We start from the raw sequence: 14,138 nt of genomic DNA, 5'->3' as shown, positions 1-14,138 counted from the left end.
CGCCCCGGGCGACGGGCCCGCTCACACGTCCCGCCGCCGCACCGGCACCACCGTCACCGCCACCGCGACCACCGCCCACAGCCCCATGGTGATCCACGCCTCCGTCACCCCGGGCGCGTACTTCCCCAGCGTGGTCAAGGAATCGGGCCGGACCGTGAGGCGGCTGACGGTGCTGAGCGGCAGATGGGTGCCGATCTCCTTCAGCCACCGGTAGCGGTCCCCGCCGAACATCAGCGGCAGGACGAACATCAGCATCACCAGGGACACGATCGAGGCGGTGGCGTGCCGCAGCAGCGCGCCCAGCGCCATCCCGATCAGCGCGCAGACCGGCACGATCGCCGCATAGCCGAGGACGGCCCGCAGGCAGCCCTCGTCGGCGAGGGAGAGCCCGAGGTGCCGGGAGGCGAGCATCGCGTTGGTGGCGAAGAAGGACCCGGCCGACACCACCGCCCCGGCGAGCGCGGTGACCCCGCCGATCAGCACCACCTTGGCCGCGATCACGCCCCGCCGGTCCGGCACCGCGGCGAAGGTGGTGCGGATCAGGCCGGTGGTGTACTCGCCGAACACGGTGATCGCGCCGAGGCTGCCCGCCGCGATCGCCATCAGGTCGCCCGCGATGCTGCCGAGCCCGTGGAAGAGCGGGTCGTAGCGGTACGGCGGCAAGCCGGGCACCGGAGGGGGCGGGTGGTCGATGTACGTCAGGTCGGAGTGGACGGCGTTCAGGTTCACCGCGATCGCCGCCAGTGAGGCGAGCGCCAGCACCCAGTACGTGGAGCGCAACGAGCGGAGCTTGATCCACTCGGCGGCGAGCAGGTCGGTGAACCGGGGCGCCGGCTCGGCGGCGCGGGGGGCGAGGGTCGTGCTCATCGGGCCTCACCCGCCAGGTACTCGACGCTGTCGGCGGTCAGGGACATGAACGCCGACTCCAACGACGACGCCCGGGCGGCGAGTTCGTGCAGCACCACGCCGTGCCGCAGGGCGAGCTCGCCGACCCGCTCGACCGGCATGCCGGTCACCGTCCCGAACCCGGCCTCCGCTTCCCGTACCTCGGCCCCTTCGGCACGCAACACCTCCGCCAGCAGCGCGAGTTCCGGCGTGCGCACCGCCACCGACGTCGCCGCGTGGCGGGCCGAGAACTCCGACAGGCCCTCGTCCGCGATCAGCCGGCCGCGGCCGATCACCACCAGCCGGTCGGCGGTGTGCTCCATCTCGGCCATCATGTGGCTGGAGACGAACACCGTCCGCCCCTCGGCGGCCAGCCGGCGGAACAGTCCGCGCACCCAGAGCACGCCCTCCGGGTCCAGCCCGTTCAGCGGCTCGTCGAACAGCAGCACCGGCGGATCGCCGAGCAGCGCGCCCGCGATCCCGAGGCGCTGCTTCATGCCCAGCGAGTAGCCGCCGATCCGCCGCCCGGCGGCCTTGGCGAGCCCGACCTCCGCCAGCACCTCGTCCACCCGCCCCGGCGGGATGCGGTTGCTCCGGGCCAGCGCCGACAGGTGCGCCCTGGCGCTGCGACCGCCGTGCACGTCTCCGGCGTCCAGCAGCGCGCCGACGTGCCGCAGTCCGCGCGGCCGGTTCGCGAAGGGCACGCCGTCGACGGTGACAGCGCCCTCGCTCGGGGCGTGGAGCCCCAGGATCATCCGCAGCGTGGTGGACTTGCCCGCGCCGTTGGGGCCGAGGAAGCCGGTCACGGCGCCGGGCCGGACGGTGAAGGTCAGGCGGTCGACGGCCGTGGTGGCGCCGTACCGTTTGGTCAGTCGCTCGATCTCGATCACGGGGAGAACGCTGCCGCCCGCCGCCCCGTCCCGGCATCGGGCGGCGGGCCACAACCGGCGACCGCCGTACGGGCCCCGGGGCGTACGCCCGCGGGCCGATGCCCCGCCCGACGGGCCGCGGCTACCATCGCGTCATGATCGACCAAGCCCGCCCGCCGCTGCTCAGGCGCCTGCCCGCCGGCGTGTGGGTGGGGGCCTTCTGGACGTTCCTCGTGGTGTTCCGGTTCTTCACCCGCGAGGACGAGCTGCGCCACCTCCTCACCTACCAGGGCAACCCGGAGGACATGCCCCTGGTGGTCACCGCGCTCGTCACCACCCTGGTCGCGACGCTGCTGGTCCGCCTGCCGCGGGTCGCCGTCGCGGTGGCGCTGGCGGGCGGGGTGTACGCGCTCGGGATGTGGCGGCTCCCGGAGGTCCCCGTGCTCCAGTTCCTGATCGCCGACGGCGTGGTCGGCTACTGCGCGGCCACCCGCTCCCGCCGCGTCTCGTTGACGGCCCTCGCACTCCCGCTCGCCACGCTCACCGGGCTGTACCTCCGCGGTGTCGCCGCCGGCTTCTCCGTCAACCCGTTCGCCTTCGCGGGCCTCGCCGCGACCGCCCTGATCGCCTGGCTGATCGGCAACACGATCCACCAGGGCCGCGCCCACGCCGAGGCCCTGCGCGGCCGCGCCACCGAGCAGGCCGTGACCGCCGAACGGCTGCGGATCGCCCGGGAGTTGCACGACATGGTCGCGCACGCCATCGGCATCATCGCGATCCAGGCCGGCATGGGCAGCCGGGTCATGGACACCCAGCCCGCCGAGACCCGGGCCGCGCTGACCGCCATCGAGGCCACCAGCCGGGAGACCCTGGCCGGGCTGCGCCGGATGCTCGGCGCATTGCGGGCCGGCGAACCGGAGTCCGCCCCGCTCGAAGTCGCTCCGGGCCTCGCCGAGTTGGACCGCCTGGTGGAGCGCAGCGCGGGCGCCGGCGTCCGGGTCGCGGTGACCCGCAGCGGCGAACCGCGCCCGGTGCCGGCCGACGTCGACCTCGCCGCGTTCCGGATCGTCCAGGAGGCGGTGACCAACGTGGTCAAGCACTCCGGCACCCGCGACTGCCACGTCACCGTCGACCACCGGCCCGGCGAACTCGCCGTCACCGTCGCCGACCTGGGCGCCGGCCCGCACGGTGCCGACCCCGGCACCGGCTACGGCATCGCCGGCATGCGCGAGCGGGTCGCCCTGCTGCGCGGCGAGTTCAGCGCCGGCCCGCGCCCCGGCGGTGGCTTCCTGGTCACCGCCCGACTGCCGATCCCCCTGGAGGTGGGACCGTGATCCGCGTCGTTCTGGTGGACGACCAGCCGCTCATCCGCACCGGGATGCGCGTGCTCATCGCCGACGCTCCGGACCTGGACGTGGTCGGCGAGGCCGGCGACGGCGCCGAGGCCGTCGAGCTGGTCGCCCGGCTGCGCCCCGACGTCGCCGTGATGGACATCCGGATGCCGGGCATGGACGGCATCGAGGCCACCCGCCGGATCACCGCCGACCCGGACCTGCCCACCCACGTCCTCGTCCTCACCACCTTCGACGACGACGACTACGTGTACGGCGCGCTGCGGGCCGGCGCCAGCGGCTTCCTGGTCAAGGACCTCGCCCTGGAGACCATCCTGGACGGCATCCGGGTCGTCGCCGCCGGGGACGCCCTGATCGCCCCCGGCATCACCCGCCGGCTGATCGGCGAGTTCGCCGCCCGCCCGGCCGCCGGTGCGGCCGACCGCCCCCGGCGGGCCGTCGCCGGAGGCGTCACCGAGCGCGAGCGCGAGGTGCTCACCCTGGTCGGCCGCGGCCTGTCCAACGCCGAGATCGCCGCGGAGCTCACCATCAGCGTGGCCACCGCCAAGGCGCACGTCGCCCGGCTCTTCACCAAGCTCGACGCCCGCGACCGCGTCCACCTGGTCATCCAGGCCTACGAGTTCGGCCTGGTCACCCCGTAGCGCCCGGCCCCGGCCCCCGGAACGCGGACGCCCGGGCACCGGGCCCGGGTACACGGGCACCCGGTACCACGGGCGCGCGAAAGCCGGGGCGGGCCCGCACAGCCCGCCCCGGCGCTTCCGCTCGGCCGACCGCCGTCAGTCGAGCCGTCCCCGCCCGACCGTCACTGGTCGCCGGGCGTCAGTGCACGACCGGGTGCGAGATCTCGCAGCCGCCCGCGCCGTTGTTGTAGTCGTTCGCCCAGGTGCCCTGCATGGCGAAGGACCCGGTCGCCATCGCCACGTTCTGCGCGCCGCCGACCCCGCCGGTGCCCTTCCAGGCGCACTTGTCGGCGTTCTCGTAGCCGGTCGAGTCGGTCCAGCCGCCGGCCGGGTTCTGGTCGGTGACGGTCTCCGCGTACTCGTGGCCGTACACGATCGTCACGCCGTCCAGCAGGCCCGCGTTGCCGCTGTTGACGTAGTTCTGCCCGCAGGAGGTGCCCATGTCGGTCACGTACGGGTCGTTGGTGAACGCCACGTCCCCGTACGGGGAGGCGGCCGCGCCGCCGCTCAGCGTGGTGTCGCCGTTCCAGTCGTGCCAGGCGCAGAAGTTGCCCGACGCGGTGTTGAAGCCGTCCGGGTGGGTGCCGGTCGGCGACAGCACGACGTACTGCACGTTGCGGTTGGACGCGGCCGTGGTGTTGCCGAAGTGCCCGGCGGCCTTGACCGCCTCGGCGGCCAGCTGGTTGCCGGTGGCCTGGCCCGGAGCGGCGGCCGAGGAGTCCAACCAGACGCCGGCCAGCGCGCCGCCGGTCGGGTAGCCGACATGGGCGGCGGTGACCGGGCAGCTGGTCGCGCCGGAGGCGACGCCCTCGCAGTACTGGGTCATGACGCCGGACCAGGTCTCACCGTTCGTGCCCAGGCCCTTGAACAGCTGCTGGGCGCGGACGGCCTCGCCCATCGGGTCGCCGCTCAGGGTGGTGTAGCCGTTGGCGTCGGTGCCCGGGGTGCCCCACTGGGTGCCCCAGAAGACCAGGTAGACCTTCGGCGCGCCGGTGGTGACGCCGATGCCGTCCACGCCGCCGCCGTACTTGAGGTTCGCGGTGCGCTTCCCGGCGGCCGAGGCGGCGGCCTCCTTGGTGGGGACGGCGCCGTGCCGGTAGGGGTGGGTGTGCCCGGCGGTCTCGCGCACCGGCTGGTCCGCCTGGGCGGCCGGGGCGGCGGCGAAACCGGCGGTCGCGAGCGCCAGCGCGCCGAGCCCGGTCAGCGCCCGGGCCCGCGTCCGGCGGGAGGAGCGGGAGGAGCGGTAGGTGGGGGAGATGCCCATCGTGAGGGTTCCTCTCTCGGGCGCCGACCGCACACCGGTGGGGGCGCGGTGACACCGTGGGGGACGAAGGGGACGCGACGACGGCAGGCCGGAGCGGCGGACGGCCGGTCAGGGACGGTCGCCGCACCGGGGTTGGGGGGGCCGGTTCGTCGTCGACGGCCGGAAGCAAAGCATTGCCGCTGAAACCGGGTCAACGAGGCCGCGAGTAAGACCAGCCCCAAGGGAGGCTCCGGCGGAGGTATAGAACGTCAAAACTCCGCAGCTGGGGGGTGGCTGACGCGCGTAGCTCAGCCGAGTGTCAACAGTTGCGGGGAGGTTCTACACCGTATGCACCGTGCCGGCCCCCGGGCGCCCGCCACGCCGGCGGTCCGGCCGGGGGAACGGCCCGACGCCCGCCGGGACGGCACCCGGGCAGCGCCCTCGGCGCCACCCCCACCGCCGACCAGCGGGAACGCCGCCGCCACCGCGAACGCCCCGCCCGTACCGCACCGCCCCCCGCCGGCCCCGCGCGTCAGGGCCTGGTCCGCCCCGGCCCGCGCCCGTGGCCACGCCCCGCGACCCGTGCCGGTCCGCCGCCGGGCCGCCGTCGCAGCCACGCCCGTCGCGGTGCGTGGGTCACGGTGCGTGGGTCGCGGCGCGTGGGTTCACGGCCTCGTCCGCCCCGGCCGCGTCCGTGACGACGTCCCGCGCGTCCGGGCCGCGTCCGTCGGGGTCTCGTCCGCCGTCGGCTTCGTCGCCCGTCGGCCCGTTCCCCTCACGGCTCCGCGAGCTCGCCGATCCGCAGGATCCGGCCGTGGGAGTCCAGCACCACGTCGTAGGCGTTCCCGTGGCAACCGAACGGGTCCGCCGGGTCCCGTTCCGCCAGGCAGTCGTCGAGGTGGGTGATCAGCTCCGGCAACGGGACGGCCTTGGCCGGGTCCCCGTGCGGCCGGTCGACCACGGTGGCGGTCACGCCGGCCGCCGCGAAGCCGTAGTGGACGGGGCTGCCGGTGGGGGCGTAGCGGGCGGGGTCGCAGGTGTAGCGGGCGGGTTGGGCGGTGATCTCGGCGGGGCCGGCCGCGACCACGACGAGCACCTCGTGGCCGGGGCGCTCGGCGGGGGCCGTGCACTCCGGCCCGGCGGTCGCCGCGCCCGCGGTCGAAGCCCCGGCGGTGGACGGCCCGGTGGTGGACGGCTCGGTGGCGGACGGTTCGGCGGAAGGGGAGTAGGCCTCGTCCTCCCCCTCCTCCAGCAACCCGTCGTCCTCGTCCAGCACGTCGTCGGCCGCTTCGTCGGCGACCGCGGCGGCTGAGGCGGCGGCCACCGTCGGGTGGGACTCGGCGGGCGTGCAGCCGCTGAGCGCGGCTGCCGCACCACAGGCCAGCAGGGCGGCGGCGAGGAGGTTGCGGGGCACGGCCATGGCACCAGTCTCCCCGGGCGGCGGCGTTCGTCGGTACTCGGGGCGGCCCGACGGGCCCGGAGCACGGTTCCCTCCCCCGGCGGACGTGCGGATCCGCCGGGGGAGGGAGGTCGGTGGGCAGGGAGGTCGACGGGAGCGTCGGGCGAGGCGGCGTCAGGCAGCCACCCTCCCGGGCCCCTCGTACGCCTCGCGCAGCCGCGACTGCGCCGCCGCGTCCGCCTTCAGGTGGTCGAGGCCGAGCAGCGCGGCGCCCAGGACCGGCGGCGCGACGACGACCCGGGGTTCGGCCAGCGGCGCGGCCTCGGCGAGGCGGGCCGTGAGGTTGTCGAGCAGCAGGGGCTCCCGGGAGGCGAGGACGCCGCCGCCGAGCACCACCGGGGTGGGGGAGTCCAGCAGGTCCAGCCGGCCGAGCGCGACGACCGCGAGCCGGACGATCTCGTCGGCCTGGCGGTCGATCAGGTCCAGGGCGACGGCGTCCCCGTCGCCGGCGACGGCGAACAGCACCCGGACGAGCTCGTGCAGCCGGGCGCTCGGCAGGTGCCCGAGGTGGACGGCCTCGGCGACGGCGCCGGCGCTGGGCAGGCCGAAGTGGTCGGCGATGGCGGCGGCGAGCGCGGTGGGTCCGCCGCGGCCGTCCTCCGACCGGACGGCGTGCCACATGCTGGTGACGGCGAGTCCGGAGCCGCCGCCCCAGTCGCCGGTGAGCTCGCCGAGGGCGGGGAAGCGGGCGGTGCGGCCGTCGGGCAGGAGGCCGACGCAGTTGATCCCGGCGCCGCAGACGACCGCGACGCCGCGCGGGCCGTCGGTGCCGGCCCGCAGCAGGCCGAAGGTGTCGTTGGCCACGGTGGTGCTGGCGCCCCAGGGGTGGGATTCCAGCGCCTTGCGCAGGGCCTCCTCCTCCACCGGCAGGTCGGCGTTGGCGAGGCAGGCGCTGACGTGGCTGGTGAGCACGCCGGTCCAGGCGGGGTGGCCGGCCGCGGCGGCGGCCTGTTCGACCAGCGGGGCGAGGCCGGCGACGGCTGCGGCGCCGCCGATCCTCTGGGGCGCGAAGCCGCCGCCGCGGGCGGTGCCGAGGACGGTGCCGTCGGCACCGATCAGGGCGACGTCGGTCTTGGAGTTCCCCGCGTCGATGGCGAGGACGCCGGGCAGGAGTGGTTCGGGCTGGTGGGTCATCAGGTTCCCGCGGCTCGTACGTGGTCCGGTCGCGGTGCGGCGGCCGGAGGTGCCCCGCCGAGGGGGTCCCCGGGCGGGTGCGGACGCTCTCCTCGTCGTGCCCGGCGCGCGCACCGCTGGGGGCGGCGGGCCGGGCACCCGGCGGGCCGGGTCAGGCCCAGGCGAGGTGCTCGCGGTTGTGGGCGAGCAGGCGGTCCGTGAGCTGGTCGGCGAGGTCGATCTGACCGACCAGCGGGTGGGCGAGCAGCGCGTCGAAGACCCGGTCGCGTCCGCCGCGCAGGGCGGCGTCGAGGGCGAGGTGCTCGTACGCGGTGACGGCGGCGACGAGGCCGGCGTACAGCGGCTCCAGGGGGAGCTGGGGCAGCGGGCGCACGCCCGTCGCGTCGACCTCGGCCGGCACCTCGATGACGGCGTCGTCGGGGAGGAAGGGCAGCACGCCGTCGTTGCGGGTGTTGACGACCTGGACGGAGGCTTCGCCGCGGGCCCCGCCCCCGGTCCCGAGCAGGGCGGCGATCAGCTGGACGGCGGCTTCGGAGTAGAAGGCGCCGCCGCGCTTGCCGAGCAGGTCGGGCTTGGTGTCCAGGGCCGGGTCGGCGTACAGCTCCAGCAGCTGCCGCTCGATCTCGGCGACCTGCGCGGCCCGGGAGCCCTGTTCCCTCAGCTCGGCGACGACCGCGTCGTGCTGGTAGAAGTACCGCAGGTAGTAGGACGGTACGACGCCGAGCCGTTCGATGACGGCCTGCGGCAGGTGCAGGTCCTCGGCGATCTCCTTGCCGTGGTCCCGCAGCAGTTCGGGCAGCACCTCCCGGCCGCCGCGGGCGCCCGGCCCGTCGAGCAGGGTCACCCCGCGCTCCCAGGTGAGGTGGTTGAGCCCGACGTGGTCGAGCCGGACCAGCTCCGGGTCCACGCCGAGGTGCGCGGCGAACTTGCGCTGGAAGCCGATCGCGACGTTGCACAGCCCGACGGCCTTGTGCCCCGCGGTCTGCAGCGCCCGGGTGACGATGCCGACCGGGTTGGTGAAGTCCACGATCCAGGCGTCCGGGTTGGCCCGGCGCACCCGCTCGGCGATGTCCAGCACCACCGGGACGGTGCGCAGCGCCTTGGCGAGCCCGCCGGCACCGGTGGTCTCCTGCCCGACGCAGCCGCACTCCAGCGGCCAGGTCTCGTCCCGGTCGCGGGCGGCCTGCCCGCCGACGCGCAGCTGCAGCAGGACGGCGTCGGCGTCCGCGACTCCCGCCGTGAGGTCGGTGGTCACGGTGACCCGCGCGGCGTGCCCCTGCCGGGCGAAGATCCGCCGGGCGAGCCCGCCGATCAGCTCCAGCCGTTCGGCGGCCGGGTCGATCAGCACCAGTTCGCCGATCGGCAGGGTGTCGCGCAGCCGGGCGAAGCCGTCGATCAGCTCCGGCGTGTACGTCGAACCCCCGCCGACGACGGCCAGCTTGAGCGAGGCGGCTCCGGACGGCGTCGTTCCCGGCGTTCCGGACGTCTTCGGTGCGGACATCAGCCCTTGACCCCTGTCAGTGTCACGCCTTCGATGAAGGCCTTCTGAGCGAAGAAGAAGAGGACGATCACCGGCGCCATCACCAGCAGGGTGGCGGCCATGGTGAGGTTCCAGTTGGTGTGGTGGGCGGCCTTGAAGGACTCCAGCCCGTAACTGAGCGTCCAGGCCTCGCGGTTGTTGCTGGCGTAGATCTGCGGGCCGAAGTAGTCGTTCCAGCAGTAGAAGAACTGGAACAGCGCGACCGCCGCGATGGCCGGCCTGGCCATCGGCAGGACCACCCGCAGCAGGGTGCGCAGGTCCCCGCAGCCGTCGATCCGGGCGGCCTCCAGGTACTCCCTGGGGATGGTCAGCAGGAACTGGCGCAGCAGGAAGATCGAGAACGCGTCGCCGAAGGCCATCGGGATGATCAGCGGCCACAGCGAGCCGCTCATGCCCATCTGCTTGGCCCAGAACAGGTACATCGGGATGACGGTGACCTGCGGCGGCAGCATCATCATCGCGATGACCGCCATCAGTGCCAGGTTCCGGCCGCGGAAGCGGAACTTGGCGAGCGCGTAGGCGACGGGGAGGCTGGAGACGATGGTCAGCAGGGTGCCGAGCCCGGCGTAGAGCAGGGTGTTGCGCCACCAGGTGAGGAAGCCGGGGGTGTCCCAGACCTTGCCGAAGTTGTCCCACTGCCAGGTGGCCGGCCAGTAGTCGGTGGTGAGCGCCTGCTGGTCGGACATCACCGACGTGAGGAGGACGAAGACGAAGGGCAGCAGGAAGAACAGCGCGGCGGCGACGGCCAGCGCGTGCACGGCCACCCAGTGGAGCAGTGCGCGGCGCCGGGCGGCCCGGGCGGCGGGCCCGCCGGTGCGGGCGGGTCGGGCGGGGCCGGCCGCGGCCGGCGCCTCGGTGAGCGTGGTGCCAAGGGTCATGATCAGGTCCTCACTGGTCCGCTAGTCGTCGCTCGCCAGGAAGCCGGAGCGGCGGCGGAGCAGGATCGAGGTGACGGCCATCGAGATGGCGAACAGCACCAGGGCGACGACGCAGGCCGCGCCGTAGTTGAAACGCTGGAAGCCGAGGTTGTAGACCATCTGCGGCAGGGTCCAGGTGGAGCCGTTCGGGTAGCCCGGTTCGAACTGCTGGCCGGAGTTGCCGGCGATGCCGCTGGCGACCTTCCCGGCGACGATCGCCTGGGTGTAGTACTGCATGGTCTGGATCACCCCGGTGACCACCGCGAACATGATGATCGGCGAGATGTTCGGCAGCGTGACGTACCGGAACCGCTGGAACGGGCCGGCGCCGTCGAGCTCGGCCGCCTCGTATTGCTCCCGGGGGACGTCCAGCAGCGCGGCCATGAAGATGACCATCAGGTCGCCGACGCCCCACATGGCGAGCAGGGTGAGCGCGGGCTTGGACCAGTCCGGGGAGGCGAACCAGCCGGGCTGCGGCAGGCCGAGCTCGCCGAGCAGGTGGTTGACGGGGCCGGTGCCCGGGTTGAACAGGAAGGCGAAGGCCACGGTCGCGGCCACCGGCGGGGCCAGGTACGGCAGGTAGAAGACGGTGCGGAAGAACCCGGCACCGGTCTTGACCTTGGTGATGAGCATCCCGACGCCGAGGCCGAACGCGACCCGCAGGCTCACCATGACGACGACCAGCCACAGGGTGTTGCGCAGGCCCTGCCAGAAGGTCGGCAGCTGGTCGAGGACGTAGTCCCAGTTCTTGAGGCCGTTGAAGGTCGGCTGGCCGAAGCCGTTGTAGGAGGTGAAGGAGAAGTAGGCGGTGGAGACCAGCGGGTAGACGAAGAAGACGCTGAACCCGATCAGCCAGGGGGAGAGGAAGGCGAGGGTGCGGGCCGCCTCCCGGCGGCGCTTCCGGCGCAGCAGGTGCTGCGCGGAGGGCGCCGCCGGGTCGGTCGGTCCGGCGCCGGCCGTGCCGCCGCTTCCCTTGCGGGTGCTTCCCTTGCGGGTGCCGAACGCGAGTGACATGGGAGCTCCGTGGGCCGTTCCCGGCGCTTACTTGGCCTGGGCGATGTCGGTGTCGATCTGCTTGGCCGTGGCGGCCAGGCCGGCCCGGAGGTCGGTCTGCTTGCCGGACTCGTAGTCGTAGCCCAGGTTCTGCAGGGAGACGATGTAGCCGCCGCCGTTGACGGCCGCCGGGGTGGTGCCGGAGTGGGGGTTCTTGGCGACGTCCAGGAAGGTCTTGAAGTTGGCGTCGCTGACCAGCTTCGGCGAGTTGAGCGCCTCGAAGGTGCTGGGCACGTTGTGGATCGCGTTGGCGAAGCTGACGACCGCGTCGGTGTCGGTGGTCAGGTACTTGACGAGCTCCCAGGCGGCGGCCTGCTTCTTGCTGGTGCCGGCGATGCCGACGATGGTGCCGGTCTGGTAGCCGCGGCCGTAGGTGTCGGCCTGGTCGTCCGGGACGGGGAAGGCGGCGGTGGCCCACTCGAAGTCGGGCTTGTTCTCGGCGAGCGAGGCGGTGCGCCACTCCCCGTCGATGGCCATCGCGACCTGGCCGGTGTGGAAGGGGTTCTTGGCGCTGAACTCCTCGCCGAAGGTGGCGCGGAACTTGTCCAGCTTGGCGTAGCCGCCGAGCTGGTCCACCAGGCCCTTCTGCCAGGTGAGCATCGCGGCGACCTTCGGGTCGGTGGCGATGTTCGACTTGCCGTCGGCGCCGAAGTAGGTGGCGCCGTACTGGCCCAGGAAGTGCTCGGTGGTGGACTCGTAGCCGTGGTACAGCGGCATGAACCCGAGCTGCTTGTACGAATCGCCGTCGGCGACGGTCAGCTTGGCGGCGTCCTCGGCGAACTCGCTGAAGGTCTTCGGCGGGGCGGTGATGCCGGCGGCGGCGAAGGCCTTCTTGTTGTAGTACAGCCCGTACGCGTCGCCGAGCAGCGGCAGCGAGCACTGGTTGCCCTGGAACTGCGTGTAGTTGAGCATCGCCGCCGGGAAGGTCTTCACCGGGTCGATGCCGCTCTTGCGGAGCAGCGGCGTGAGGTCGACGAAGGCCTTGGTCGAACAGAACATGCCGACGTTGTTGGTGGTGAAGGAGGACACCACGTCCGGTGCGTCGTCGCCGCCGGCCCGCAGGGCCTGGTTGACCTTGTCGTCCGGGATGTTGCCCACGGCCTTGACGTGGATGTTCGGGTGGGCCTTCTCGAACGCGGCGATGTTGTCGTTGATCGCCTTGGTCTCGCTGTCCTGGCTCCAGCCGTGCCAGAAGGTGATGGTGACGTCCTTGCCGCTGGCCGAGTCGTCGGCGCCGCCCGCGTCGCTGGAACCGGTGCAGGCGGTGGCGAGCAAGGCCAGGACGGCGCTGCCGGCGACGGCGGCGATCGTGCGGCGGCCTCTGCGGGAGGTGGTGGCGTGCACTTCGGGGTCCTCCTGGGGGTGCGCGGGCAGGCGTCATTGCCTCGGGGCCCGCGTTCGGGGGTTGGGGGAGAGGTGGGTGCAGGGGGAGCGTCAGGGAGGTCGGGTGTCGGTGGACGGGCCTTCGGGGGCGGGACCTTCAGCGGACCGGCGGATCAGCGGACGTGCGGTTCAGCGGACCGGCGGTTCAGTGGGTGGAGAACACCGCCTCGCGCGCGTCCGCCAGCGCCCGCTGCAGGGCGCCGAGCAGGACCGGGGAGCCGGGCAGGGCACTGCTTCTCACCTCCGGCCGGGCGATGGAGAGCTTGGCCAGTTCCTCCTCGACGAGCGCGCGCAGCCGTTCGCCGCCCGCGCTCGCCACGCCGCCGGAGAGGACCACGAGCTGGGGGTCGACGACGGCGACGATCACGGTCAGGCCGACGGCGAGCCGGCCGGCCAGCTCGGTGAGGAAGGCGTCGCCGCTGCCCGGGGTCGCCAGGGCCCGGGCGATCGACTCCTCCGCGGTGGGCGCGCCGAGCCCGTGCTCGCGGGCCAGCGCCCGGACGGCGGGCGCGCCGACCAGGGCCTGGAACCCGCCGAACGTGCGGCGGCGGGAGTCCCACTCGACCGGGGAGTCGGGCACCGGCATGTAGCCGACCTCCCCGGCGCCGCCGGTGAAGCCGCGGTGCAGCCGCCCGGCGATCACGATCGCGGCGCCGACCCCCGCCTCCGCCCAGAGCAGCACGAAGTCCTCGAAGCCCGCCGCCGCACCGGAGGCCTGCTCGGCGACGGCGGCCAGGTTGACGTCGTTCTCGATCGACACCGGGGCGCCGATCGCCTCGGACAGCTCCTCGACCAGCCGCGGCGAGTGCCATCCGGGCAGGTGGGAGGCGTACCGCAGCTTGCCGGTGACCGGGTCGGGGGCACCGCCCACGCCGATCGCGACGGTGCGCAGGCTGCCCTCGGCGAGGCCGGCGGCCCGGACCGCCCCGGCGACCGCGGCGGCGACCTTCGGAACGGTCTCGGCGGCCGGCACGCCCTTGGTGGCGACGGTGTGCTCCGCCAGCGTGGTCCCGGTGATGTCGGCGACCGCGACCCGGATCCCGCTGTTGGTGACGTCCAGCCCGGCGACGTACCCGGCCGCCGGATTCACCTGGTACAGCTGCGCGTTGGGCCCCGGCCCGCCCGCCGTGGTGCCGACCGGCAGGACCAGCCCGGCCGCCTCCAGCCGGGCCAGCAGCTGGGAGGCGGTGGGCTTGGACAGCCCGGTCAGGCTGCCGATCTGGGTGCGGGACAGCGGCCCGTTCGCCAGCAGCAGTTCGAGGGCGGCGCGGTCGTTGATGGCCCGCAGGAGGCTCGGGGTGCCGGCGAGGTGGGCCTTGGCGGTGCTCTTGGTCATGCCCGGAATCCTCCCTCCTCGGCTGCTCCCCGCGAACTGTTAGGAAACTTTCCAGTCGCTTGCCAAGGACCGTAGGGCCGCCCCACCGGAGTGTCAATGCCCGGCACCCCGGAGGATGCCGAAGCGTTACCGGCCCCCACGGCCCGTTCGTGAGCCGAAGCGTGCAGGACGACGTGCGGCCCGGACGGTTTCCACCCTCCGGGCCGCACATCGTCCTTTAGGGGAGGCCGCCGCCCCGGGGCCGGCTTCCGCCTCGGGAGCGGTATCGGCTCAGTGGCCTTGGACCA

At 73.9% G+C, this 14,138-nt stretch carries 12 protein-coding genes; 2 read left to right on the top strand and 10 right to left on the bottom strand.

Annotated elements, in window-relative coordinates; genetic code table 11:
• Positions 1-21 precede the first annotated feature (21 nt).
• Both ACZ6Y7_RS20580 and ACZ6Y7_RS20575 read right to left on the bottom strand, forming a co-directional pair.
• Positions 22-867 (bottom strand): ABC transporter permease, encoded by an 846-nt coding sequence (locus ACZ6Y7_RS20580; protein ID WP_465759328.1) that lies wholly within the window; start codon positions 865-867, stop codon positions 22-24.
• Positions 864-1,775 carry an ABC transporter ATP-binding protein gene (locus tag ACZ6Y7_RS20575; RefSeq protein ID WP_465759327.1) on the bottom strand — a complete coding sequence of 304 codons (912 nt, stop codon included), beginning with the start codon at positions 1,773-1,775 and terminating at the stop codon, positions 864-866. Before ACZ6Y7_RS20575 ends, ACZ6Y7_RS20580 begins: the two co-directional genes overlap by 4 nt.
• Before the next feature lie 134 nt (positions 1,776-1,909).
• Here ACZ6Y7_RS20575 and ACZ6Y7_RS20570 point away from each other — a divergent pair, with 134 nt between their 5' ends.
• Both ACZ6Y7_RS20570 and ACZ6Y7_RS20565 read left to right on the top strand, forming a co-directional pair.
• The gene (locus tag ACZ6Y7_RS20570) at positions 1,910-3,088 is read left to right on the top strand and encodes a sensor histidine kinase (protein WP_465759326.1); all 1,179 of its coding nucleotides are present in this window, start codon (positions 1,910-1,912) and stop codon (positions 3,086-3,088) included.
• Positions 3,085-3,747: a response regulator gene (locus ACZ6Y7_RS20565; RefSeq protein ID WP_465759325.1), complete on the top strand. Its 663-nt coding sequence runs from the start codon at positions 3,085-3,087 to the stop codon at positions 3,745-3,747. Before ACZ6Y7_RS20570 ends, ACZ6Y7_RS20565 begins: the two co-directional genes overlap by 4 nt.
• A gap of 178 nt (positions 3,748-3,925) precedes the next feature.
• Here the strand turns inward: ACZ6Y7_RS20565 and ACZ6Y7_RS20560 are convergent, their stop codons facing one another.
• From ACZ6Y7_RS20560 to ACZ6Y7_RS20525, 8 genes are all read right to left on the bottom strand, one after another.
• Positions 3,926-5,050, bottom strand: a complete 1,125-nt coding sequence (locus ACZ6Y7_RS20560; RefSeq protein ID WP_465759324.1) for a hypothetical protein — start codon at positions 5,048-5,050, stop codon at positions 3,926-3,928.
• 754 nt (positions 5,051-5,804) lie between these two features.
• A complete protein-coding gene (locus ACZ6Y7_RS20555) occupies positions 5,805-6,449 on the bottom strand; it encodes a hypothetical protein (RefSeq protein ID WP_465759323.1) in 645 nt (214 codons plus the stop codon).
• Between the two features lie 153 nt (positions 6,450-6,602).
• Positions 6,603-7,622: an N-acetylglucosamine kinase gene (locus tag ACZ6Y7_RS20550; protein ID WP_465759322.1), complete on the bottom strand. Its 1,020-nt coding sequence runs from the start codon at positions 7,620-7,622 to the stop codon at positions 6,603-6,605.
• 151 nt (positions 7,623-7,773) lie between these two features.
• Entirely contained in the window at positions 7,774-9,123 is a 1,350-nt protein-coding gene (locus ACZ6Y7_RS20545; protein ID WP_465759321.1) for a 6-phospho-beta-glucosidase, read from the bottom strand.
• The gene (locus ACZ6Y7_RS20540; protein WP_465759320.1) at positions 9,123-10,040 is read right to left on the bottom strand and encodes a carbohydrate ABC transporter permease; all 918 of its coding nucleotides are present in this window, start codon (positions 10,038-10,040) and stop codon (positions 9,123-9,125) included. The genes ACZ6Y7_RS20545 and ACZ6Y7_RS20540 overlap by 1 nt, the downstream gene beginning before the upstream one ends.
• 21 nt (positions 10,041-10,061) lie before the next feature.
• A complete protein-coding gene (locus tag ACZ6Y7_RS20535; RefSeq protein WP_465759319.1) occupies positions 10,062-11,093 on the bottom strand; it encodes a carbohydrate ABC transporter permease in 1,032 nt (343 codons plus the stop codon).
• A 27-nt stretch (positions 11,094-11,120) separates the two neighbouring features.
• Positions 11,121-12,476, bottom strand: coding sequence for an ABC transporter substrate-binding protein (locus ACZ6Y7_RS20530; protein ID WP_465759318.1), 1,356 nt, complete (start codon positions 12,474-12,476; stop codon positions 11,121-11,123).
• A 184-nt stretch (positions 12,477-12,660) separates the two neighbouring features.
• Positions 12,661-13,851, bottom strand: a complete 1,191-nt coding sequence (locus ACZ6Y7_RS20525) for an ROK family transcriptional regulator (RefSeq protein WP_465759317.1) — start codon at positions 13,849-13,851, stop codon at positions 12,661-12,663.
• Positions 13,852-14,138: the final 287 nt, after the last annotated feature.

Source organism: Kitasatospora sp. NPDC053308 (genome assembly GCF_055585785.1).
The sequence above is the reverse complement of the archived record's forward strand: the minus strand, read 5'-3'. Positions and strand labels throughout refer to the sequence as shown.